General features: G+C 58.9%; 27 protein-coding genes and 4 pseudogenes. 13 read left to right on the forward strand and 18 right to left on the reverse strand.

Annotation, left to right across the window (positions count from 1 at the left end):
* Window positions 1-307 (forward strand): sulfotransferase (locus NKJ55_RS23735; protein ID WP_352451992.1); only part of this gene is annotated, 307 nt, incomplete at its 5' end.
* A 166-nt stretch (window positions 308-473) separates the two neighbouring features.
* Here the strand turns inward: NKJ55_RS23735 and NKJ55_RS23740 are convergent.
* From NKJ55_RS23740 to NKJ55_RS23775, 8 genes and pseudogenes are all read right to left on the reverse strand, one after another.
* On the reverse strand, window positions 474-2,375 hold the full coding sequence (locus NKJ55_RS23740; RefSeq protein WP_352451993.1) for a heavy metal translocating P-type ATPase: 1,902 nt from the start codon (window positions 2,373-2,375) through the stop codon (window positions 474-476).
* Between the two features lie 206 nt (window positions 2,376-2,581).
* A pseudogene (locus tag NKJ55_RS23745) lies at window positions 2,582-2,872 on the reverse strand (ABC transporter permease subunit); the annotation flags it as partial.
* A gap of 58 nt (window positions 2,873-2,930) precedes the next feature.
* Entirely contained in the window at window positions 2,931-3,119 is a 189-nt protein-coding gene (locus tag NKJ55_RS23750; protein ID WP_352452069.1) for a Tn3 family transposase, read from the reverse strand.
* Window positions 3,041-4,189: pseudogene (locus NKJ55_RS23755) on the reverse strand (Tn3 family transposase). Before NKJ55_RS23755 ends, NKJ55_RS23750 begins: the two are co-directional and overlap by 79 nt.
* Window positions 4,190-4,345: 156 nt before the next feature.
* Window positions 4,346-4,504: a hypothetical protein gene (locus NKJ55_RS23760; protein ID WP_352451994.1), complete on the reverse strand. Its 159-nt coding sequence runs from the start codon at window positions 4,502-4,504 to the stop codon at window positions 4,346-4,348.
* 135 nt (window positions 4,505-4,639) lie between these two features.
* Complete coding sequence (locus NKJ55_RS23765) at window positions 4,640-5,764, reverse strand: DUF2333 family protein (RefSeq protein ID WP_352451995.1); 1,125 nt, start codon at window positions 5,762-5,764, stop codon at window positions 4,640-4,642.
* Window positions 5,765-6,104: 340 nt separating this feature from the next.
* The gene (locus NKJ55_RS23770; RefSeq protein WP_502896191.1) at window positions 6,105-7,055 is read right to left on the reverse strand and encodes a DUF1402 family protein; all 951 of its coding nucleotides are present in this window, start codon (window positions 7,053-7,055) and stop codon (window positions 6,105-6,107) included.
* A gap of 190 nt (window positions 7,056-7,245) precedes the next feature.
* Window positions 7,246-7,583: pseudogene (locus NKJ55_RS23775) on the reverse strand (transglutaminase-like cysteine peptidase).
* Here NKJ55_RS23775 and NKJ55_RS23780 point away from each other — a divergent pair.
* Genes NKJ55_RS23780 through NKJ55_RS23790 form a run of 3 tightly spaced genes read left to right on the forward strand, consistent with a single transcriptional unit; the run spans window position 7,575 to window position 8,203 of the window.
* The gene (locus tag NKJ55_RS23780) at window positions 7,575-7,886 is read left to right on the forward strand and encodes a transglutaminase-like cysteine peptidase (RefSeq protein ID WP_352451997.1); all 312 of its coding nucleotides are present in this window, start codon (window positions 7,575-7,577) and stop codon (window positions 7,884-7,886) included. The pseudogene NKJ55_RS23775 and the gene NKJ55_RS23780 overlap by 9 nt on opposite strands.
* Window positions 7,870-8,058 carry a transglutaminase-like cysteine peptidase gene (locus tag NKJ55_RS23785; protein ID WP_352452070.1) on the forward strand — a complete coding sequence of 63 codons (189 nt, stop codon included), beginning with the start codon at window positions 7,870-7,872 and terminating at the stop codon, window positions 8,056-8,058. Before NKJ55_RS23780 ends, NKJ55_RS23785 begins: the two co-directional genes overlap by 17 nt.
* Window positions 8,030-8,203, forward strand: a complete 174-nt coding sequence (locus NKJ55_RS23790) for a transglutaminase-like cysteine peptidase (RefSeq protein WP_352451998.1) — start codon at window positions 8,030-8,032, stop codon at window positions 8,201-8,203. The genes NKJ55_RS23785 and NKJ55_RS23790 overlap by 29 nt, the downstream gene beginning before the upstream one ends.
* Window positions 8,204-8,205: 2 nt before the next feature.
* On the opposite strand, the gene NKJ55_RS23795 is transcribed toward NKJ55_RS23790, so the two are convergent.
* The 3 genes from NKJ55_RS23795 to tatB all read right to left on the reverse strand — a co-directional run bounded on the left by NKJ55_RS23795 (window position 8,206) and on the right by tatB (window position 10,574).
* Window positions 8,206-9,033: an undecaprenyl-diphosphate phosphatase gene (locus NKJ55_RS23795; protein WP_352452071.1), complete on the reverse strand. Its 828-nt coding sequence runs from the start codon at window positions 9,031-9,033 to the stop codon at window positions 8,206-8,208.
* Between the two features lie 265 nt (window positions 9,034-9,298).
* Window positions 9,299-10,231, reverse strand: coding sequence for a CDP-diacylglycerol diphosphatase (locus NKJ55_RS23800; RefSeq protein WP_352451999.1), 933 nt, complete (start codon window positions 10,229-10,231; stop codon window positions 9,299-9,301).
* Window positions 10,206-10,574: a Sec-independent protein translocase protein TatB gene (tatB, locus tag NKJ55_RS23805; RefSeq protein ID WP_023680209.1), complete on the reverse strand. Its 369-nt coding sequence runs from the start codon at window positions 10,572-10,574 to the stop codon at window positions 10,206-10,208. The genes NKJ55_RS23800 and tatB overlap by 26 nt, the downstream gene beginning before the upstream one ends.
* Before the next feature lie 226 nt (window positions 10,575-10,800).
* Between tatB and NKJ55_RS23810 the strand changes: the two genes are divergently transcribed.
* On the forward strand, window positions 10,801-11,367 hold the full coding sequence (locus tag NKJ55_RS23810; RefSeq protein WP_352452000.1) for a hypothetical protein: 567 nt from the start codon (window positions 10,801-10,803) through the stop codon (window positions 11,365-11,367).
* 270 nt (window positions 11,368-11,637) lie between these two features.
* Window positions 11,638-11,967, forward strand: coding sequence for a hypothetical protein (locus tag NKJ55_RS23815; RefSeq protein ID WP_352452001.1), 330 nt, complete (start codon window positions 11,638-11,640; stop codon window positions 11,965-11,967).
* A gap of 124 nt (window positions 11,968-12,091) precedes the next feature.
* Here the strand turns inward: NKJ55_RS23815 and NKJ55_RS23820 are convergent, their stop codons facing one another.
* Window positions 12,092-12,733 (reverse strand): inorganic diphosphatase, encoded by a 642-nt coding sequence (locus NKJ55_RS23820; protein WP_352452002.1) that lies wholly within the window; start codon window positions 12,731-12,733, stop codon window positions 12,092-12,094.
* Window positions 12,734-13,231: 498 nt separating this feature from the next.
* On the opposite strand from NKJ55_RS23820, the gene NKJ55_RS23825 reads away from it, so the two are divergent.
* Both NKJ55_RS23825 and NKJ55_RS23830 read left to right on the forward strand, forming a co-directional pair.
* On the forward strand, window positions 13,232-14,587 hold the full coding sequence (locus NKJ55_RS23825; protein WP_352452003.1) for a multicopper oxidase family protein: 1,356 nt from the start codon (window positions 13,232-13,234) through the stop codon (window positions 14,585-14,587).
* Between the two features lie 294 nt (window positions 14,588-14,881).
* Complete coding sequence (locus tag NKJ55_RS23830; RefSeq protein ID WP_352452004.1) at window positions 14,882-15,187, forward strand: hypothetical protein; 306 nt, start codon at window positions 14,882-14,884, stop codon at window positions 15,185-15,187.
* A gap of 80 nt (window positions 15,188-15,267) precedes the next feature.
* On the opposite strand, the gene NKJ55_RS23835 is transcribed toward NKJ55_RS23830, so the two are convergent.
* Entirely contained in the window at window positions 15,268-15,888 is a 621-nt protein-coding gene (locus NKJ55_RS23835; RefSeq protein ID WP_352452005.1) for a transglutaminase-like cysteine peptidase, read from the reverse strand.
* Window positions 15,889-16,118: 230 nt separating this feature from the next.
* Here NKJ55_RS23835 and NKJ55_RS23840 point away from each other — a divergent pair, with 230 nt between their 5' ends.
* A complete protein-coding gene (locus NKJ55_RS23840) occupies window positions 16,119-16,646 on the forward strand; it encodes a DedA family protein (RefSeq protein WP_352452006.1) in 528 nt (175 codons plus the stop codon).
* Between the two features lie 241 nt (window positions 16,647-16,887).
* On the opposite strand, the gene NKJ55_RS23845 is transcribed toward NKJ55_RS23840, so the two are convergent.
* Window positions 16,888-17,718, reverse strand: coding sequence for a universal stress protein (locus NKJ55_RS23845; RefSeq protein WP_352452007.1), 831 nt, complete (start codon window positions 17,716-17,718; stop codon window positions 16,888-16,890).
* Between the two features lie 468 nt (window positions 17,719-18,186).
* On the opposite strand from NKJ55_RS23845, the pseudogene NKJ55_RS23850 reads away from it, so the two are divergent.
* The 3 genes and pseudogenes from NKJ55_RS23850 to NKJ55_RS23860 all read left to right on the forward strand — a co-directional run.
* A pseudogene (locus tag NKJ55_RS23850) lies at window positions 18,187-18,369 on the forward strand (helix-turn-helix domain-containing protein); the annotation flags it as partial.
* 12 nt (window positions 18,370-18,381) lie between these two features.
* Window positions 18,382-18,915, forward strand: a complete 534-nt coding sequence (locus tag NKJ55_RS23855; protein WP_352452075.1) for an IclR family transcriptional regulator — start codon at window positions 18,382-18,384, stop codon at window positions 18,913-18,915.
* Between the two features lie 187 nt (window positions 18,916-19,102).
* Window positions 19,103-19,369 (forward strand): hypothetical protein, encoded by a 267-nt coding sequence (locus NKJ55_RS23860; protein ID WP_352452008.1) that lies wholly within the window; start codon window positions 19,103-19,105, stop codon window positions 19,367-19,369.
* Between the two features lie 77 nt (window positions 19,370-19,446).
* On the opposite strand, the gene NKJ55_RS23865 is transcribed toward NKJ55_RS23860, so the two are convergent.
* Complete coding sequence (locus NKJ55_RS23865) at window positions 19,447-19,722, reverse strand: hypothetical protein (RefSeq protein WP_352452076.1); 276 nt, start codon at window positions 19,720-19,722, stop codon at window positions 19,447-19,449.
* Here NKJ55_RS23865 and NKJ55_RS23870 point away from each other — a divergent pair.
* Window positions 19,696-19,998 (forward strand): tetratricopeptide repeat protein, encoded by a 303-nt coding sequence (locus tag NKJ55_RS23870; protein ID WP_352452009.1) that lies wholly within the window; start codon window positions 19,696-19,698, stop codon window positions 19,996-19,998. The two genes, NKJ55_RS23865 and NKJ55_RS23870, sit on opposite strands and share 27 nt — an antisense overlap.
* Here NKJ55_RS23870 and NKJ55_RS23875 read toward each other — a convergent pair.
* From NKJ55_RS23875 to NKJ55_RS23885, 3 genes are all read right to left on the reverse strand, one after another.
* Window positions 19,936-20,367 (reverse strand): hypothetical protein, encoded by a 432-nt coding sequence (locus tag NKJ55_RS23875; RefSeq protein WP_352452010.1) that lies wholly within the window; start codon window positions 20,365-20,367, stop codon window positions 19,936-19,938. The genes NKJ55_RS23870 and NKJ55_RS23875 overlap by 63 nt on opposite strands.
* A gap of 48 nt (window positions 20,368-20,415) precedes the next feature.
* A complete protein-coding gene (locus NKJ55_RS23880; RefSeq protein ID WP_352452011.1) occupies window positions 20,416-20,652 on the reverse strand; it encodes a hypothetical protein in 237 nt (78 codons plus the stop codon).
* Between the two features lie 319 nt (window positions 20,653-20,971).
* Window positions 20,972-22,318, reverse strand: coding sequence for a hemolysin family protein (locus NKJ55_RS23885; protein ID WP_352452012.1), 1,347 nt, complete (start codon window positions 22,316-22,318; stop codon window positions 20,972-20,974).
* Between the last annotated feature and the right edge of the window lie 35 nt (window positions 22,319-22,353).

Below are 22,353 nucleotides of genomic sequence, written 5' to 3' on the forward strand. Positions count from 1 at the left end.
TGACAGCATGGCGCAAACAATAGGGCTCACGATGGATGCTGCTACCAATGATCCACAGTCCTTTGGTGTGGCGGTGGTTGGAAACGCTGTCTTTGGCGGTCGATTTGATAACCGTGATCACGCAATCGCTGTCTATGAAGCACATAACGCTTCCGTGAAATCAACGCTGCCGCCTGAACGCCTTCTCACGTATCAAGTCTCCGAAGGATGGGAGCCGCTTTGTGCCTTTCTCGATGTACAGTTGCCTTCCGAACCGTTTCCACGCACCAATTCGACTGCCGAATTTCGTGCTCGCATAGGGCGCTGAACGGCGGTTTTCCACCCCCGGCCGGACCTTCCCGAGCCTCATCAGGCAATCTGATCTATGAACGCGCCAACCGACCACATGCGCCAGTAGCAGTCATCCGATCGGACGAATCGAATGACCGCTTTGGCTAGTTCGGTTCGAAGCCTTAGGCTTCAAAGAGATGCGCTTAAACATCTTGGATTCGAACGCGCAGCAGTTTTGCCGAATTCAGGAACACCAGGACATCTGGCCCCAAGTGCAAAATCGCTGCCTGGATAGGACCGATCCAGCCCATCAGCGCTGCGGTAATGCCCAAAACATGCACAACACCAACGCCGACGAAGATATTCTCCTGAATTGTCCGGTAAGCGCGTCGCGCAATCGCGCGGGCGCTGACAATTCTTGCCAGGTCATCCTTCATCAATGCGATGTCGGCGGCTTCCAGCGCTGCCTGCGTGCCGCCGCCCCCCATCGCAATGCCGACATCGGCGCGTGCCAGCGCCGGCGCGTCGTTGATCCCGTCGCCGACCATCGCCACGCGATGGCCCTGCTTTTGCAATTCGGCGATGGCGGCGACCTTGTCCTGCGGCATCAGATTGGCACGCACTTCATCCACGCCGAGCTCGTTGGCGATGGTCCGCGCGGTGGCCTCATTGTCACCCGTCACCATCACCATGCGCTTGACCCCGGTTGCACGGAGCTTTGCCAGCGCTTCGCGCGCACCTGGTCGCAATGTGTCGGCAATAAAAATCACGCCAGCGAATTTCCCATCGACCGCGACGTGAACCGGCGTCTGTCCGCCCTTTTCGATCGCATCGGAAAGCGGCACGCCGGCCTCGCGCAACAACAATGCATTCCCGACCAGCACGGTGCGTCCGGAGACCGTCGCCTTCACACCGCGCGCCTGCAACTGCTCGTACTGCTCCGGTTCCGGGACATCGATTTTCATCCGGGCGGCATAGTTGACGACCGCTTTCGCCAAGGGGTGAGCGGAGCGCCGATCGGCGGCGGCGGCAAGGCTGATCAGATCAGCTTCCGAAAGCGTGCCGTCCTGCATCTCCACGCCGACAACCTCGGGCTTGTTCGCCGTCAGGGTGCCTGTCTTGTCGAACACCAGGACGTCGACCTTGGCCAAAGACTCCAGATAGACGCCCCCCTTGACCAGAATTCCACTGCGTGCGGCTCGCGCAATGGCTGCGATAATCACCAGAGGAGTCGCCAATCCGAGTTCGGCAGGTGATGTGAAAATCAGCAGAGTGACGATCATCCGAACGTCGCGGGTATAAAGATAAACCGCAACGAGGAAGATCAGCACGACCGGGATCAGCCATGACGCGACCTTATCCGCCAGTTTCTGGACGGGTGCCTTTTCCGCTTCGGCATTCTCGACCAGACTGATGATGCGGGCAAAGGTGGTGTCGGCACCAACCTTCTCGGTCTCGATGTCGAGGGCGCCGGATTCGACGATGGTTCCGGCAAAGACATCGGCGCCATCGCTCTTGTCCTTGGGAATGCTCTCTCCTGTGATCGATGCTTCGTTGACCGAAGCCGCTCCACCGACGACGGTGCCGTCGACCGGGATCTTCTCGCCGGCCCGCACCAAGACAACGTCGCCCGCGCGCAAATTCTCGATCGGGACCATGCGTTCGCCACCTGCGTCCCGCACAAGCGCCACCTGCGGCACTGAGCCGATCAGGTCTTTGATCGAGGCTCGCGCTCGTTCCATATTCAGATCGGCGATGAACTCCGCGATCAAAATGATCACCATGAGGACCGCGCCGGCGACGGTCTCGCCTCCGCTCAGCGCCACCACCGTGGCAATGGTGACGAATATTTCGGTACCGATCTTGCGCTCTTTTACGAGATCAACGGCGCCGGTTTTGACAAGCGGATACAAGCCGATGGCAACCGCCACCCACAAGGCTTGTATTGGAATGAGCTGCTGCCAATACAGCAACGCCATCAAGCCGGTAAAAATGATGCGCGCGACTTCGGTCCAGCGTTCGCGCGTCATCAACACTCGCCAACCCGATGGAACCGTCTTAGGCGCCGGCTCAACGCTTTCGGTGGCTGCTGTCTCGGATTTCATGATTGGCTCGCTATCTCGGATTGCGGTCTTGAGTTGAAGCATGAGCGCATCAGGCCCCCGCGGCGGATAGTCCTGTCCAGCCATGGTATCCGACATAGAGGCCAACGGCGATGAGAAATAGCGCGCCCAGCGCGCGCGACGGTCGGCGGCCCCTACCGTGACGAGAGTAATCCCGAAGCTTGGCGATCCTGTCCCACATGCATGCCTCACGTCCACACCCGGAGGGATTGCTCCAGCCTGTCGGCGATCTGTATGACGACATAGGCGATCACCATGTAGATCACGACGGCAATCACAAAGGCTTCGAGGTAGTAGAAGTTCAGCGCGGCGATCAGTTGGGACTGCGCGAAGATATCGACGACCTCGATGGCGAATCCGAGTGAAAGCGCCTTCATGATGACCATCATCGAGGTGGTCAGCTCGGGAATTGCCGTGAGGGCCACCTGGGGAAATAGGACCCGTCGGAACAGTTGGCTGCTTGTGTAACCCAGCGAGTAGGGGGTCGGAACAAGAACCGTTCCCAGCGACACGCTAACGTCGAACGGAGCATGAACGTCATGCGGCGTGGCGTAACCGAGCCGGAAGTCTGAGCGAACGGAATCCTTCAGGCATCTGATGTTCTGCATCCCAGGTGTAGATGCCGGTCAGGTTGATGTGCTCCCAACTCAGCCGCGATACGTGCTTGAGCAGATGATCCGGAATCTCGCGATGCGTTTTGCGTAAGTAGGTAAGGGCCCGTTCGATATAGACCGCATTCCTACGATCGCACTGACGACGAGGTTGAGGCCGGAGGCGCGGAACGCCTGGCTTTCGAAGGACCGGTCACGGATTTCACCACGCTCGTGGAAGAAAACGGCGCGCTTCAGCTTATGCGCAGCCTCACCCTTGTTGAGGCCGGCCTGGCAACGCCGCCGAACTTGAGTACCATTCGATCATGAACAGCGATCGCTCGACCCGGCCGAGTCCCGTAGCGCTCGTGCGAGTTGGCTTTCCTTCGGAGATGCGGATAGTTTCTTCAGGATCGTGGCCGGCACTACGGATCGCGTGGTGATCGACGCCGCCAGATGGAGGAGATCATCCCAGTGCTCGAGGATCAGGGTGGTGTTGATCGGCGCCCCGATGTGGTTCGACAGCGCCGGGTATGCATCGCCTTTCTCGAACGTGTGGAACTTCCGGTCCTTGAGGTTGCGCAGTCGCGGCGCGAAGCGTTTGCCTATGAGGGCGAACAGACCGAAGATGTGATCACTCGCGCCACCCCTATCGGTAAAGTGTTCCTGGATGTCGAGGACCGTGTCCTGATCGAATAGCCCATCGAGCACATAAGCAGCCTCACTTTCGGTCGGACTGATGGGCAGAATGCTAAAGTAGCCGTACTGATCGGAAAGGTGGCTGTAGAACTTTGAGCCGGGTTCGCTGCCGTAATGCAGATTGATGTCGCCGCGCTTTGCGGCTCGGTCGCTCGCGCGGAAGAATTGGCCGTCAGATGATGACGTCGTGCCATTGCCCCAAAGGCGAGAATGCGGATGGCGGGTGTGGGCGTCCGTCACGCAGGCCTGCGCCGCGCGGTAGGTCTCCGACCGTGCATGGAAGGTTCTCATCCAACTGATCTGGTGAGCGCTGATGCCTTTGGACGCGCTGGCCATCCGTTTCGGACCAAGGTTGGTCGCATCCGCCAGTACGCCGGCCAGCATGGCCGAGACATCTCTTGGGACGTCGCCGGTGCGAACATGCGTGAAGCTATCCGCAAAGCCGGTCCATTCATGCACTTCCCTCAACAGGTCGGGAACCTCGATACCATTGGATGCGGCGTCCATCCCTGGATGGCAATCCCGGCACAACACCCAGCGGGGATTGCGAACCTCCACTGTGCCGAACACCGTTTGAATTCGACGCGTCGTATAGTCCTTGACCGGCCGAAAATTGTGGCAATCCGGACAGACCCGTCGAAACAGGGTGTAGGTTTTCGCCTCCTAGGTCGCGACCACTGTTTGCAGGGCGGCCATGATCTTCTTGCCATCTTTGATCGACAGGTCAAGGTCTCCGCCACGCGGACGCTCATCGCTTTTGTCGATCCGGACCTCGTTTCGACATCGCCGAATTCGTTCCTGCTCTCGATCGTGATCGTCCATTCCACCGCCATCGCCGCCGCCTTAAACAAAGTAACGGTGATGGCCCAGTCGGCGCTAACAAATCGTGGCCGCGCTCACCCCAGAGAAGTTACCGGTCCCAATGCCTCGATGCCCTCGAGCGCTTCATCCACCGAGTTACTGCGCAAGAACGTTGCTGATCTCGACCAGGTTCGAGCGCACGCGCAACATGTAGAAGCCAATTGTCGTTAGGTGATTCGGCAACAGCCAGCCATCCTCGCGGCCATTGGCGATGATGAAGGGCTGGATGCGCAGCGCCGAGACGAACTGCGAGTCCATCGTGTCCCACAGGCTCTGCAGGTGCTTTTCGTTGATCACGTCCTCGAAATCGGCCTCGGCGCCTTTCATCAGCCCGTAATAGGCATAGAGCTGGCCATAGGCGAACCAGAAGCGATCGTCGGCGCGGAAATCGAACCAGCCATTGTTGTAGTGCTCAGCGCGCTCCTTGAGGATCGCCGAGGTCGAACCGATGTCGGACGAGATGCGGTCGATATACTGCTTGAGATTGTCAGCGCGGGCATCGAACACCGTCTGGCAGGTTTCCAGCCGGGCGTTGAAGGCGCGCAGCTTGCGCACCGCGTCGCGATAGTAGCTCGGCGTCGGCGTCTTCGGCCCGAACGGGTTCAGGCCGAAATACCAGGTTTCCTCATCGAACTGCAGATTGCCGCGCGCGTCCTGCAGGTCGGCGTCGATCTGCGAGGTGGTGCGCACGCGGCCGAGATTGTCGGCAAGCTCGGTCGCCGTGCGCCGCACCGCCTGGTTGATGCCGCGCTGGAACGACGCCTTGTTGTCCATGAACGGCGTGTGGTCCCAGTCGATGCCGAACAGGCCGAGCTTGTAGAGGATCATCGACGACACCCAGGCATTCTGGTTGACGTTGAAGTCGGTCAGGTCGGCCGCCAACTGGGCGATCGCCGAATTGCCACAGGTCCTGGCGGCGTCGGTGCTGGCACCGGCGGCGACCTGCTCGCCGGCCGACAGGTTGCGCTTCTCGAATATATAGGTGTCGGGATAGTTCGGGTTGAAATTGTTCCACCACTGGGTGGCGTAGAAGAAATTGGCGTAGAGGCCGATCAGCATCAGCAGCGCCAGGCCGACCACTGCCTTCAGGATCCAGCCGCGCTGCGTATACCAACGCCCGGCCCACACGAACGGCCACAGGATGACGCCGATGGCTAAGCCGATGCCGCGGCCGATCCACTGGAAAATCCGGGTGAAGAAATTCACGATCGGATCAAGCATGGCGATGTCACCCCCTCAGTCAGTCAAGCCGTAGAGGCGCATGCCAAACGCCACCTTGTCTTTCAAATATGTGATTTTCAGAACGTCGCGCTGGGTAAGCCATTCTCAGTTTGGAGCCGCATGGTAATCGACACACGATACCTCGCTTGGCCATCTTGCACGCGACCGGCAATTCCGGCGCGCTTTATGAGTTCGCTTGAGTGCACTGTTTGCTTCCATCTGATGTCGATAGATGTTCGCCAAATGCAAGCGGAATTGGTCTCATGACAGCCAGCTTTTCCGGCATAAATCTGTCCTGCCATCCGACGCAGGTTCGCGAGTGTCCGGCCACCAACCACGATCATTTCGTGCCATCGGTGAGAAGCGCCTTGAGTTCTTCGAGCCTGTCGTTGATGAGCCAGCCGTAATAGTTCTCGACGGGCAGGGTGCGGCCGGTCTTGTCGGTCACGGCTTGCCTCAACTCACGTGCACGTCTGCGCGGCTGGCCAACATTGTAGAGCGTGGCGGTGATTCCGGGATTACCGGATATATCGAACCCCTGTTCCCGATAGGCATCGATCGAATCCCGGATGATCGCGGCGATGTAAACAAGACTGCGATCAGGATCCATGACGTCGCGATAGATCGCCTGCGGGCGATCGGGCGACAATCGGGGAAGCTTGCTGACCCGGCTGACCATGTCTGTGACCTGCAGGGCTGCAAGCGGGCTTATCTGTCCCAGGCCGAAGGTCTGCCCCGCATAGAAGGGTTGGAAGAAGGCCCGCTGGAACGTGATGGGTTCGTAGTCGACGCCATCGACCTTGCGACCCCGGAATGTCTCTTCCCAGACCTGGTCACGGCAGCTCCAAATCAGCGCGCTGCTTTCGAGAGAAGCGCAGGATGCGAATTCGGGCCGCTGGACGAATGACTGGACCGGAGTGCCCCTGTAGCTGAAGGAGAACTTCAGATCGGCATAGGCGAGCGCCTTGACGTAATAGGTCTGAACCGAGTCGACCACGCTGATATTGTAGGTGTGCTCTCCGACGAGAGCCGCGACGATGTGGATCGGATCGATGCCATAGGCGAGCGCCGCCTTCCTGATCTTGCCGACGAGCTTGCGGTCGTCCCGTATCAAGGCGGTTATGGCCCGATACTTCTCCTCGTACGTCGTGTTGAATGCCTTGGAACGAAGCGCGGACGCTCTTGGGATCACCGGTTGCTCGGCAAGACGATTGCCCGTCGGGACGACTGTGACAGTCTGCGCCACGGCTGGGGCCGTTCCGACACAAGGTGCAACGATCGTCACCGTCATCAAAAAGGGCTGCAGCTTGGCTGTTGGCATGAGGCTCCGTTGGCAGCCTCCGGCTCCGTGAAGGGATGCAGGGTGTGCCGTCATATGGTCATGGCAGTGTGCTTTCGAGCCTATAACAGAGAGGCGGAGGTTTTGCGAGCCGGCAAGGTGTTCGGATGCAAGGACGCTGGAAAAAATGTTCGGCATCGCGTTACCTAAGCGCGCCGACGAGAAGATTGTCTTCGCTTAAGATGGAAACCCACCGTCTCGTGTTGTATTCCGCTTGGCGCTTCAGGTAGTGATAGTTCGTCTCGTACCAGGGACGAACCCTATTGGTCAGATTATCGAGAATGAAATCGCCCTTGTCGGTTCGAACCGCCAATACAGCGTGCCCTTCGCCATCGGACTTGCGCACTGCCGTCAAGAGCAGACTGGAGACGCGAAGGCCTTTCGCATCAGCGTTCGCCGATTTTCCAGTGCATAATCCTCGCAATCACCCAGATTATCGTCAGGATAGGACCAATATTCTGGAACTCCATTGTGTTCCATGTCGCTCACTGGCTTGACGCGGTGGTTTACGGATACGTTGACGCCTACGAGCGATCGCAAAAGTCATCGGTCATGCTCGGCGAATGCAGGGCAGCTCACATTCATGCGAACAAACGGACGGACAACGCAGCGATCGGTCATTACGAATACTGTCGGAACTATCGCGATGATTGCTCGATCGTCACGCGCGACCCGAAGCCCGTCGAACTGACCCGCTCCTTGTGTGAGACGCTGATCGAAATCAACAACAGGGCCAACACGACGATCATGGCCATGACGGACATAGATACCCGGTGTCGATGAGAAATGGGAGTATCCCTATAAGGGATTTGGCGACTGCGACGACATCGTGCTGGAAAAACGTCGCGAACTGATGAGACAGGGCGTGCCCCCGCAAAACCTTTTGGATAACGGTGGTCAGGCAGTCGAGCGGCGAGGGGCACGCGATGCTGAGCGTCAACACGACCGCCGGTGACTTCATTCTCGACAATCTGGAGCCGAAGGTCCTGCTGTGGTCGGACACCGGATATACCTACCTGAAGCGCCAGTCGCGATCCAACTCCGGCCATTGGGAAGCGATCGAATCCCAACAGAACATTCTCGTCAGCGGCACGAAATAATCTCAGGACGCTGACAGGAGACCGGCGCCAAGAAGCAGAAATATCGAGGCGCCGAGCCCGATCCGATAATAGACGAAGGGTATGTAGCTGCGCGTCGAGACTAGCTTCAGAAAACCCACGATCGCGACATAGCCGACCGCGAAGGACAGCAGGGTGGCCAGCGCGGTCGGACCGGCGCCGACCGGACTGTCTGCCCCCCAACTCGCATAGAGCTGGAAGAAGCCTGAGGCGAGCACGGCAAGTATCGCCAGCAGGAACGAATACCTGGCGGCGGCCTCTCGCGTGTAAGCCATCAGCAGTCCGGCGCTTATAGTGTCTCCCGATCGCGAAACGCCCGGGATGAGGGCCATCGCCTGGGCGGCGCCGAACAGAAGGCCGTCCCGCCAGCCCAGATCGCGCAAAGCCTTGCGCTTGGCGCCCAGCCGGTCGGCGGCCGCGAGAACCAGCGCGAAGACGATCAACATGGTTGCCGTGAGATAGAGGTTGCGGGCCGGACCTTCGATCAGGTTCTTCAGCAATAGTCCTAGGATGCCGATCGGCAGGGTCCCTATGATCACCAGCCATCCCATGCGGGCATCCGGGTCCAGCCGTTCACGGCGGCCGGCCAGGGAACGCAGCCATGTGGCGATGATGCAGATGATGTCATGGCGGAAATAGATCAGGGCCGCGATCTCGGTCCCGATCTGCGTAATGGCGGTAAATGCGGCGCCGGGATCGCCGGCCGGTGGCAGGAATTCACCAACGATCCGCAAATGCGCGCTTGAGGAGATCGGAAGAAATTCCGTCAGTCCTTGAACCACTCCTAGGATCGCCGCCTCGCTCCACCCGATTTCAGCCAATTGCACTTCCTTTGCGTGGTGCGCAGCTCGTCTCGGGCTGTCGCTTCATCGGATCGTCGAAGAGCCGACGTTAGCCGGTGCGGGCCTGCAGATAGGAGAGCATGAGGAACTGTGGGGCGGTCACGCAGCTTTGCTGCGCTGATCGGGTCTTGGATTGTCGTTTGCCATGCCCGGATACCATTCCGCGAAGACTGCTTTGAGACTTCCGTCGAGTGTCCGGGTGCGGCCATTGCTTCGCCCGTTGCCTCGTGGGCGCTCAACGCGAGGTGCAGTCGTGATCCAAAAGGCGCTCGGCCGCTGAGCTTTCCCAATTGGTCAGGATGTAAAATCCCGGTCTTGCGCCGGCGAGTTCGGCGCCAACGACGACGACATTTACGTGATGCATGGCGCCCCGGGCCTGCGGCAGGCCGGAAGCGATGATGCCGACTACGTTGGTCGTTTCCAAATCCGGCTTGTCGACTGCCTTGATCCAATAGCGTTTCCCCATCAGAGCCAAAGGGAGAAGCTGCCACGGACCTTCCACCTTCGGCCCCTTCAGGACAAGTTTCTTTTCCACCGACACCGCAACGCAATCGATATGGATGTGGAACTGATCCTGGGATCGCTCAGTCCTGGAATTCACAGCCATGGCGATGGCCGTTCGTGGAAGGTGACGTCCGAGGCTCGCCGAGACCTTGCTTCGTGCTTTCCATGCCCGATTCCAGAGTTGGGAACTGCCCTGCCAACGGACAGACGGGCTTTCAAGGCCGGCAACAGCCGTAAGTGGCGTCAACAGAAACTCGGTCCGGTATCGGGGTGATTTAATGAGAGCTGATCCAGGCACGCCCTGCCTGGGCAGGATCACTTCCTCGCAGGGGAAAGCGCTGCCAAGATGCGCTGCGGCAAGAGCGCAGGTCTGCACAACCTGCCAGAGCGCGTTGCGATGCGCTGAAGCGGAGCCGACGTCGGTGACCGCCGCAGTCAGCAACGCGATTGTCAAACAGAGCACGGCTGCAGCACGGCAGTGGTGGAACAATGGTAACCTGTGAAGGGATTTTACAGCGAGGGGAATGCCCGAGATGAGGTTTTGAGTCCCGGCGCGCAGTCGGCGAAACCGAAACGGTGAAGGTGGAGCGGCTGGGAGCCTCGCGATGGTTCCGATGGGCGACTGCTCTTCTGCCCGATCACTGGTTTGATGACGTTTCGGCATTAAACCTCGCATCCTTGGCCGTGACCGATGTCAGTTCAGATTCTGCGCCCCGCTCAGCGGCCGGATCGAGATTGCTGTCCTTCCCTACTATGGCCTTGTCAGCGCTTCGCGGCACGTCCTCCATCGCATTCTGAAGCATCGAGCGGGTTTCCTGCAGGTCGAGTTCCTTCTCGGCTTGACGTACGGCGTCGTCAAACTGCTTTCGAAAATCGCCCGCAATCCGATTGAATGTCTTCATCATTGCCCCCGCCGATCGCATGACTTTTGGAAGCTCCTCCGGGCCGAAAACAACCAGCGCCACCACGAAGATAACCAACAGGTGGGTCATGCCAAGTCCGAACATCGGTACGTCCTCTCGCGCAATCGCCGGCAGCGACAACCTCTCCGCTGGTTTGTGGCGACCGATCCGGTTGAATGCCTCGACCTACGGCGCCAAATCCAACCATCATAGCCTCTCGCCTGAGCCATTCCAGTATGCGGCCGCGGGAATGTCGTTCATACTTCGAGCCATGTGGCACCACTCGTCAACCCGAATATCAGGCGCACGTCTGGTAGGGATATTCGCAACCGTGCTCGCAGCAAGCGGACTCCTCGCTGGAGCCGATGGCACAAGGCCCAGAATATTTGAAGCAGGCGCCTACTCCTTTTCCGACGAACTCGGCGGATTCCGGATCATTGCCGCTTCGGGAGCCGGAACAAGGGCCGATCCCGTCGTGATCACCGAGGAACTCGAGTCGGCAAGCCCGGTAACCCTCACCATACGCGCCATCCGGCCGGTTCAGCCATTCGGTGCCTCCGGCAACTATGCCACCGGGTTCATTTCCCTAAGGATCGTTGCCCTCAACAACAGCGGTCACGCCTGGGTCGAATTCGAGTTCGAGTTGCAGGAGATTCTCAACCAGCCAAGCGATTCCAGCGACGGGCTTTCGTTCGACCAGGCGCGCCGCGAAACGGATGCAATTCGGTCCGATAGTTTCGCCGAATTCAGTCGTGAATTCGAACCTTATGACCATCTTCTGTTCCGGAAAGGCGAGGTCGATCCGCTGAGCACGGTTTCGTTCTCATTCCTGGTGACTGATTTCACGCCGACTGCGCGGCTCTATCTCGTTCAGGACCCGCGCATTCCCTCAACCTGAACGTGTCGCGCATCATCGCGGCCGTCGGTTCGAACAACGCTGCTCGTCATGCATGCCGGCAGTTTGGCAGGTGTCGTTGGGCGCGGCATGCCGATGGATTTGCTGGTCATTTTGGTCGCTTGGCCGTGCCTTTGATTCGGGCCACAAAATACGGACAACAGGGCAAAACCCGACGCGAACGACGATTGAGGATCGTGAGCGCCCGCGGTACGAGTTCTCCGCCGAGTTACTTGTGAAGCGTTCACACTAGCGACAGTTCCGGATCGTGCTATGATCTTGCGCATGAGGACGATCCCGGCCTCTTACATTCTGGTTTTCGCGGCGCTCGCTGCAACGCCCGCGCGGGCCGAATGCCAGTGCCTCGCCAACGGCCACATTTTCCATCACGGCGAAATCGCTTGTCTGCAATTGCCGTCAGGTCCTGAACTCGCGCAGTGCGACATGGTTCTCAACATTTCGTCATGGAAAAAAATTCAGGATGGATGCCCCGAGGCGACGGCGCCGTTTGGCTTGCCTGTCAAAGGGGACGAGCAGAAACCAGGCGAAGGCGGAGATAAAGCCAACGATTTGGCTTTATCAACAGCAAACGCCCGGAGCTAAAGCGAAGCGCAGTTTGCGCGCATCCAACAGTGCGACGCAAGCCCAACGCATACCCTAGCGGTGTTCCAACACCGCTAGGAACCAGCCCTATGGATGAGCTTCCTGTTGAGATTCTGCTTTCCTGTCAGTCCTTCTTGTTCCGGTAGCTTTCAATGGCTTTGCCAACCATGTCGATGGCGACGTTGGCGCCACCAAAGCCGTTCAGCTCAACGGCCTTGCGGCCTTCAGGTAGCTGCTTGTAAACTCGAAAGAATGCCTCGATGCGCTGTCGTTCGATGGCCGGAAGATCATCGATGGTCTTGACCCCGTCATATTGCGGATCGATATCCGTAGCCGGCACAGCGATGATCTTGTCATCCGCTTCGCCGCCGTCGACCATGTTGAGCACGCCGATGGCGCGGACTTTGATCAGAGCACCGGGCACAACGGGTTCCCGGGTGAAGACAAGCGCATCCAACGGGTCGCCGTCGCCGCCCAACGAACTGGTAACGGAACCATAGTTGGCCGGATAGACGACCGGCATGGACTGATATCGATCGACGACGACATGGCCTGTCTCGGCATCGATCTCATATTTGGTGATGCTTCCCGCCGGAATCTCGATAACCGTGTAAAATTCGCTGGTGTCTTTCGGCTGCGGAAAATCGAAAGCTGTGACGAATTCGGCGAAAGCGGGCTGCGTGCCCAGCAGGGCCGCAAGCGCCATGACAGTCGGCAAAGCGCGCATGGTTGTCTCCAGAGGTTGGACGGGCAGGGCGCCCTGCATCCGCCTAGCCACCGTATGTGACGGCAGCATTACAGGGTTCCGTTATTGAAATTGGATGACCGTATTTGCACCGATCCTGCGGCGAGCAGAAATGGGCCGAGATAGAGCGCTGACGAGTGATGAGCGTCTATGGGCGTTTGCGTTTATGGGCGTTTAAGAGACGGTGGCCGCTTCAAATGTGCTATTTCAGGCGAGCCCATTTCCGGCAAGGGGATAGCTTGCGTCGTAACTCCTGCCAATCGGGCACGCTACACCCACAACACGCCGTTCGGCGAGAGCTGCCACGTAGACGCCTCGCGGCTCAGTGCGACGTTGTGTGGCAATCATCAAAAAGCAAGTGAAACTCCAACTTCAGTTGAAGTCCTTCGGAGACTACGCCACCTTGACCTTGAATCATTGCCAGGGTTCGAAATTCGTGAACGAAGAGACAACAACACCACGTCCGCTATACTCCACTGAAAGGGCTGCTTCATGTCGGGAATGTCGCGCAGGGGATTCTTGCTGGGCGGCACGGCAGCAGTAGCTGTCGGCGCTGCAGGCGGGCTGATTGCCGGCAGGGCCGTAGCAGCCGATCTGACCTTGCGGGTTTCAGCGATCAGTCGGTCGATTTTGCCCGGCACCGTCACCAAAGGGATGATGAGTTTCGGTGCGGGCGGGCCGCCGCCCACTCTGCGTTTATTGCGAGGTAGGCCGTTTTCCATAGACGTGGTCAATGATCTCGATGAAGCGACGAGTGTGCACTGGCATGGATTGCGCATCGCCAATGCCATGGACGGCGTGCCTTATCTCACCCAGCGTCCCATCGCGGCGGGCGAAAGCTTCCGTTACACTCTGACACCGCCGGATGCCGGCACCTATTGGTATCATCCGCATTGCAACACGCTCGATCAGATGGCCCGCGGTCTGACAGGCATGCTTGTTGTCGAAGATGACGAAGATGCCGGTTTCGACCAGGATTTGCCGCTCAATATACGCGACTTCCGTCTCGGCGAAGACGGCCAGTTCATCGAATTGTTCAAGGCACGCAACGCTGCGCGCGGCGGCACGCTGGGTACGGTCTCGACGGTAAATTGGGAAGTCACCCCGATTTACGATCTGCCAGCGGGCAGCCTTGTGCGCCTGCGTTTGGCAGTCACGGATGTCACCCGTATCGGCACTTATGACCTCGATGGCGGAACGGCCAAAGTGATCGCTCTTGATGCCAACCCGCTGCCGCAGCCTGTTGCGCCTCGGGGCATTGTCATCGCGCCCGGCCAGCGCGCCGATGTCGCCCTCCGCGTGCCTGATGGCGAAGACGAGATCGTCAGCCTGAATCTCAGAACAGCCAAGGGACCTCGCGTTCTCGTCCGATTCCGGCCTATCGGCGCCAGCGCGGGGCGGACGCTTGGCGAACTCAAGCCGCTGCGGCCGAATCGCGTACCGGAGCCGGATCTTGCCGATCCCGAGACAATGGACTTCGTCTTTGGCTGGTCGCCCAATGGTGATGCGCCGGCGCCGGGTGTTTGCGGCACGCTCGGCTACACCTTCTGGTCGATCAACCGCGTCGCCTGGCGAGGGGACGCGCCGGGGCCAGTTGATCCGCTCGCGGCTCTAAAACGAGGCAAAAGCTATGTTCTGCGCCTTCGCAACGAAACGCCGAACGATCATCCGATCCATTTGCACGGTATGTCTTTCCGTCTGCTACGCTCCGACAAGCGCAAAATTGCGTCGCCTGTAACAGATACGGCCCTTCTTAAATCGCAAGAAGTGATGGAAGTGGCGTTGGTCGCTGACAATCCGGGTAATTGGGCATTCCATTGCCACGTCATTGAACATCAGAAGAGCGGCCTGACCGGTTATTTGCGTGTGGAATGACCCGGTCCTCATCCAGGGTTGCGTTGCCGAGGGCGTGAGAGGGTCGAAATTGGGCGAGGCGGAGCGTCCGAGTTCTCGCCGCACTAATGGCGCTACTGCTCACGGGCGCCGGAGCGGCCGGCGACGGGTGCTGATCTGTGCATCTGATCGAGCCTCTGCTGAGTGGCCTCCCGGGCTCGCTCGCCAACGCCGGTTCCCATGCCACCGCGGTCGCGATTGCGTTGGTCATCATCACGGCGCTGTAGCTCATGCTGGGCGATCTGGCGCCCGCTCCGGATCGTGCTATGATTTCGCATGAGGACGTTCCATGCCTCTTGCATCCTGGTTTTCGTGGCGCTTGTTGCAACGCCCGCGCGGGCAGAATGTCAGTGCCTCGCCAACGGCCGGACGTTCCATCACGGTGAATTCGCCTGTCTGCAATTGCCGTCTGGACCGGAACTCGCGCAATGCGACATGGTTCTCAACATTTCGTCATGGAAAAAAATTCAGAGCGGCTGCCCGGAGGCGACAGCACCATTGAGTGTGCTCGTCGAAGGGGGCGAGCAGCAATCAGGCGAAGCCGGACACAAAGCCTTAACAACGACGAACACTCCGACCTAAGACGAAGAGCAGGCTGCGCATCAGCCACAGAGATCTCTTTCGGCAAGGCGTCAACTTTGGGGTGAACTGTTACACTACCGTCACTTGATTGCGCTGACCAGCGGGTTGTCGCCATCGAGGGAGACCCAGCGCCCCGTGTCGGTGCCGGTTTGCCTCTTCAGGAAGCGGTAGCCGGTCTGGTCCCAGCGGCGCACCGTGTCGGTGAGGTTGTCGAGGATGAAGTCGCCCGTGTCGGTACGAACAGTCAGCACTGCATGACCCTCGCCGTCGGGCTTGCGAACAACCGTCATCAGCAGATCCGACACAGGAATGCCGCGGTTTATCAGACGGCGACGCTTTTCCAGCGCATAGTCTTCGCAATCGCCGAAACCACTGTCCGGATAAGCCCAGAATTCGTCCTGTCCGTACTGGTCGAGATCGCTCATCGGCTTGACGTTGTTGTTGACCGTCAGGTTAACGCTCGTAATCTGCCGCCAGAGTTTTCCGGTCATGTGCTCCGGACCATTGTCGCGTGAGCGGATCTCACATTCGGCCCGATGGGATTTGCAGAAATCGTAGTGACCGATCGGCTGCGAGGTAAAGCCACCGATCGGCATCGACTGTGAAGCCGTCGCCGCCGACCACGTGGACATTATCGCAATGATTGCAACGACCGCACCGCCGCCCAACCGTGCGCACAACCGCACTCGTGAGGAACTCATCCGACCCGCCCAACCACCTTTGTTAAGAATGAGTTAAGGTCGATCCCGTGGGTTCTGTCAATCAGAGCGGGAGGAAGATCCTTCTGAATGGTTACTTGCGCCGTGTGCGTTGCTCGGCCGCTACACGTCTGCACGATTTCGGTTTCCTGCGCGGCAGGTCTTTGCCAGAGGGACCGATATGGTGAGATGTCAACCGTCGGTCACGCTTGGTGCGAATTGGAAAGTGATGAATGAGCCTCGATGAGGTCACGCAAGCGACGATCGCGTTTATCCGGACGCATGAAGCATGGGGTGTTCCGCTGGTGCTCGTGCTGGCCTTTGGGGAATCGCTGGCGTTCATCTCTCTGTTGTTGCCTGCAACCGTGATCCTGATCGGTGTCGGTTTTCTCATCGGCGAAAGCGGTATCGCATTCTGGCCCCTGTGGCTTGCCGCCGCCATTGGGGCGGCATTGGGGGACTGGCTGTCCTTCTGGATCGGCACGCGGTTGGGAAACGGGGTTTCGCACTATTGGCCCCTGTCACGTTATCCAAACCTCATTCCGCGCGGTCACCTGTTCTTCGAGCGATGGGGGGTGGCCGGGGTGTTCTTTGGGCGCTTCTTCGGTCCTTTGCGCGCATCCGTGCCATTGGCGGCGGGCATCTGTAAGATGCCCGCCTTGACGTTTCAGATTGCCAACATCACCTCAGCCTTCGTCTGGGCCACAGGTATTCTGGCTCCCGGCGCCTTCGGCCTCAAATGGCTGCAGGCGTGGATTTGATGGGCACCAAAGGCGGACCGTCATTGTCTGCCTCTGGCAAGGGCAGGAATCAATCGTAGGCGGCGCGAACGGGTATGCTCCCCAGTTCAGTTCGAGTTCGAATTTCGAAGGCGAAACAATCCGCAACTCAAGAGAATTAGGCACGGTTTCGTCTTGAACTCGTAGCTGGTTCCTTTGATGCCGCTGGCGCAACCGTAGGAGCCAACTTGCCGCCGCTACTCGAGGCCAGATTTGCAGATTTCTAGTGCGACAAAAGGACAGGCAGGCGCAGATCGCCCAGAACGCCCTTGGTTGCGCCACCCACGACAAAATCTCTCATCCGGGAATGGCCGTACGCACCCATGACAAGCAGATCGGCGCCCATGCCGACAGCGCGCTCCTGAAGCGTAACGCCAATGGGGCGATCTTCCGTATCGATTGAGACTCCCTCAGCGGGAAGGCCACGCATTCTCAGGCTTAAAGCAAGGCTTTCGCCAATATCGCGCAGCGGCTTTTCGATTGTCACCGTCAGTACGGTTATCTTTGCCGCACATTGCAGAAACTCATACGCGTCGGCAACGGCCCGGGCCGCAACGCGACTCCCATCCCAAGCGATGATAACATGATCGATTGCACCAACATTTGCGCTTTCCGGCAGAATTATGGTCGGTCGGCCCGAACCAAACAGAACCGCGTCAACGGTCATGCGCGCAGTCTGGTTATTTGGCTCCAACCCAATCAAAGCAAAATCGAAATAGCGTGACTTCACTGCCGCAACATCGCTGACAGATGCCGGCTGAACAGCAATCTCCTCGGTTGTCAGGGACGATCCGACACGTGCCGCTTCAGCTTTCAATGCCTCCAGCAAATCGAGCCCGTGCTTGCGGCTGGTCGCTTCTGTCTCCCGGATCATTTCGGGAAGGTTGATCAAGTATCTCGACACCGGGTTGGAAATACCCGGGATATCGACATTGATCGTTAATGCGTGAAGCGCCGCGCCAATGTGCTTGACCACCGCGATTGCGTTTAAGGCGATTTTGGTGGAATTCGCTTCCGGATACGTCACCAGAGGAAGTAAGGCAATCTTATTCATCAAACCTCAGCTCCATGATTTCGGCCGCTGTCGAGCGACCAATGGCCCAACGCGTGTTACACACCTCAAGCCTCCTAGTTCAGCCCGCCAAAATACTCAGACGACCGAGGTTCGCTATCGCCTACCTCGATATTCCAAGGCGATCTTGCGCCGCATCGATTCCGTCCTGAACGGTCGTGGCTATAATGGCAGGCATCGATGACGAGAAATGTCAACAAAGATTAGCCCGTTTGTTGCCATGAGCGCAGTGGCGCCCGCAAGCATTGTTTTGACAGTAGCGGCAGCCGAGGATGTGGCGGAAACTCCGCTGTTCACGATCCGCGCCGGGGACCATCGGGGTTTGACATCTGGAGATCCGCGTTCTGCGATCATCCTTCCTGAATCCGGATACCGGCCAAACCTGGATGCCTAGCGAAGCTGTAACGCAGCCTGCCGCAACCGACGCGCCAGTGTTGTGCTCCCTACATTATGTCCGGCAGGCTCCAAGCAGACACAAGAGCGGGAGGGGTTGAAGCTGTCGATCGCGCGCTTTCGATCCTCGGGTGCTTCACAGAGCGCGACGAAGGTTTAAGCTTGGCCGAGATTTCTTCTAGACCAGGCCTCTACAAAAGCACGATCCTTCGGTTAACGGAATCCCTTGTCCGGAGTGGCTACATTGTTCGCATGGCGGACAAGCGCTTTGCTGCCGGCCCTACGCCGATGATATTGGGCTCATTCTACCGTCGTCGTTTTAAGATGGAGGCCTTCGTTCGGCCTCTCCTTTTGAGCCTTGTTGAACGGGCGAATGAAAGCGCATCGTTTTTTCGAAAGGAGGGAAATCGCAGCATTTGCCTGTTTCGTGCAGACTGTCGCCATTTGATCCGGGATCAAATCCGAGAGGGCGATGTGCTTTCGCTTGACCATCATGCAGCTGGCCAAGTGCTTGCTCGGTTTAGTCTCGCTAAGCCTAGAATGCGAATAGCTCTTATGGCGAAGATTCCGTTTGTATCGCTCGGGGAGGGAGATTCTGAAACAGCGACGATGGCCGTACCGGTTTTTTCAGGCAGCGAGGGCTTGGCCGGAGCGCTGGCTGTTTCTGGACCGCTGACCAGATTTACACCGGAAAAGCTGGTCAACATGAGACCGCTTTTGCTGGAATTTGACGAACGCCTATGGACATCCCTTGCGAGTAGCCAATATTTACAAGCGCGCTCATAGAATGGTCGTCACTAGAGCGTGTGTGCCCAAGGGCACGGGAGCAGCAGTTGGGGCGGATTGTGGCCTTCTTGCCTTTGGAAGCGGTTAAGCGTGATGACAAGCGAGGCTCCAAATCGGCTACTCTGCTCGATTCATGGCAAGCGGCCCCGCCAAACATGATTGGAATCGACATCGGGCGCTTGAGGACATGACTGCCAGTGAGCGTCCGAGCAACAACGCGCACAATCAAAGCGATAGTGGCGATCTGATCCGCCGGGCGGTGGCTGCTTTCAATTCCGGTAATCACGACCAAGCGATGCATCTGTGCGCATTGGGCCTGGGGCAGCACCCGGGCGATCCAGCGCTTTGCCATCTTCTGGCGGCGTTCCTGTTCGCAAGGGCAGACATGCCGGGGGCTCGTGCGCGCGCATCGAAGCGAGCCTTGCCGTTCGCCCGGACAATGTGCCTGCCTTGATTCTGGCATGCAGGATTGCCCGGGCCGAAGGCAGGTTTGAAGCGGCGTTGCAACAGCTGGATCGCGCAGCCAAGCTATCATTGCAGGCGGAAATCCTCATCGAGCGAGCACGTACCCTTGATCAGGCAGGCGACGCCCCGGCCGCGCGCGAATGCTGGACACTTGTCTTGCAGCGGGATCCGAAATCCTAGGAGGCAGCGGCGCGCCTCGGGCGCCTTGCCTGGCAACGCGGTGCGCCTGCCGAAGCGGAGGGCTTCCTCGAACGCGCTGTCGCCGGCGGTGGGCATCCGGCTGCGTGGTTTGACCTCGGGCTGGTGCGTCAGGACATGCGCAAGTTCGGCAGCGCCGCTCAAGCCTATCGGCGGGTGCTGAAGATGAGCCCGGACGCCCCGGAAGCTGCCGTCAATCTGGGTGTCGTCCTGCAGGAAGTCGGCGACCTCGACGGGGCCATGGCTGCGTATTCGATTGCCTACAGTCTGCGCCCATCCACGTTCGGCGTCATCGCCATGGCACTCACATCGGCGTCCAGCGGCCGGCTATGGCTTGATGAGGAAGCGCTGCGTCGCTCACTCGCTGGTGGAGCGTCCCCGCCTGGCGCGAAACCGCTTGCGGTACACACCGGGCGTTGACAGGACATCGGCGACCGTCTGCGCATACGATGCCTGCCGCTTTTCATCGAACACCTCGTATTCCAGCTGCGGCTCAACCCGTGGAACCGCAAAGCACTGCGCGACCGGGGTTCCTTTCCTGAGCAAGCCAGAAAACTCGGGCTCAGTCCAGACCGCCGGGAAATTAATGCCTCCATCGTTGAACCGGTCGGAATCCACCAGGCCCGTCACCAGCCTGAAGGGCAGATCGTCGCGATTGACCGGATGCGTCGCGAACAGCGACCAGCCGTCCTCGACCTGTATGGTCCAGAAGCTGTTGAATTTGAGGGCGGCTTGACCGGGAGTGGCAAACGGGCTGCCTGCGAGTTGCCCCGGCGTGTGGAAGCTCAAAGGCGCTCGGGGGTGGTTCCCGGTGACCGGGTCCGGAATCTGCCAGTCCTAGGATAAGGTCCCTTTGTCGGCGATGACGTCGCACGGCAGGAGGATCATGAAGCCATAGGTCATCGCATCGATAACGGGCGGGCACTGCTTGAGCGTGCGAATGTCGCGGCCGTGGATCGCCGAAAAGGAAGTAGCGGGCATTGTGCGCAGCCAATCCGGCAACGCGCCGCGCGCGAGGATCGGGCGTGGCAAATGCTCGACCAACATTGGATCACATCGGAAAATGACACGCATCGTCGCCTCCCGGCATTGCGATACCACGATTGCCGATCACACTCCAAGCGGCGATAAGGCAAGGGCAATGCTCCGTTGACACTTTGGACAAGTTGGCGAGTTTTTTTAATACAGGCGAAACCCATCCGTCCGGTAGCCCAAGCCGTTCCAAAGGCCATCAGGGAAGGGAGCCACGCAGGCAACCAACTGTCGCGTCATCATGACTAACGGCAGAATCACCACCACGACTGCCGGGTTTGCGGGATAAAGGAAGGGCCCCGCCGAGCAACCACGCAAAAATGAAAATGACGACGCCTGTCTTGCAGGAATCCGGGCATTCTTACTCCGATGTTTCTTGCCGCCCCGTGGGAGAGTTCCTTCGTGCGAGCAGTTTGTCGATCCGCCGGCCATCCATGTCCACGATCTCGAAGTGCCAGCCGCCATAATCAAAATGTTCCCCGATCTCAGGCAGATGCCCTAGTCGAAACAGGGCAAATCCTGCGATCGTATGGAAGTCGCCTTCAGTTGGCCGTGCTCGAAAACCAAGGCGATCGAACGCGTCCTGGGCCGACATCATACCATCCACGAGAAGGGAGCCGTCTTCACGCTCGACGATATCCGGCTCTTCGCCTTCGATGTTGGGCAGGTCGCCGGCGATGGCTTCGAGCAAATCGGTCTGGGTAACAATTCCTTCCAGACTTCCGTACTCGTCGAGGACCATTGCTATGCGGACGGGCGCCTTCCTGAACTGCTCCAGCACTTTGAAAATCGGCGTTGATTCATGAACGACGAGCGGCTCACGGATGATCGCCATCGGATCGAGAACCTGCCCGTCAAGAACCTGGTCGAGCATGTCCTTCTTCAGAACCATGCCGAGCAGTTCATCGATACCGCCCTTGCCGACAAGGAGCTGCTCATGGCGGCAATCGCGGATCGTACGAAGAATCTCGGTTCGGTCATCATTCACGTCGATCCAGTCGATATCCGGCCGAGGCGTCATGATGTCACTGATGCGGCGCTCGCCGATATTGAAGACCCGCTCGACCATCTCCCGCTGCGCCTGCTGCAACAGCCCGCCTTCCTGACTGGCCGAGATCAGAAGCTTCAGCTCGTCTGGCGAGTGCAATGAATCCTCACCGGTTCCCGGGCGCAGGCCGCAGAGTCGCAGAACGAGGTTGCCGAGACCATTCAGCATTAGAATCGCCGGCCTGAGCAGAAAGAGGAACAGACCGAGCGGACGCACGACCCAGAGCGCAGTGTCTTCGCTGCGCTGGAGCGCCAGACTCTTTGGTGCGAGCTCGCCAAGCACGATGTGAAGCGCGGTGATGATGATGAAAGCGATCGCGACGGCGACAGTGTGTGAGCCCGCAGTCGCCAACGACCCGAGCAGCCCGATCAAGAGAGGCTCGACGAGATGCGCGAGAGCAGGTTCGCCGATCCAGCCGAGCGCGAGCGATGAAATGGTGATGCCGAGCTGGGTCGCCGCCAGATTGGCATCGAGATTGTCGACGGCCCGCTGGAGCGCTGCCGCGTTCAGCCGCCCAGCCGCAGCGAGTTCGGCAACTCGGCTTCGGCGCACGGCGACCAGGGAAAACTCGGCGGCGACAAAGAAGCCGTTTGCGGCCACGAGTAGGAGAACCGATAAGATACCAAGAATGTCGCTCAAACTGCCATCGCCTGTCGGCATGATATCCTCTTAATGACGCAATTGGATACGTCTCT

The organism is Mesorhizobium sp. M0106 (genome assembly GCF_040322715.1).
In the GTDB taxonomy this organism is placed as follows: Bacteria; Pseudomonadota; Alphaproteobacteria; order Rhizobiales; family Rhizobiaceae; genus Mesorhizobium.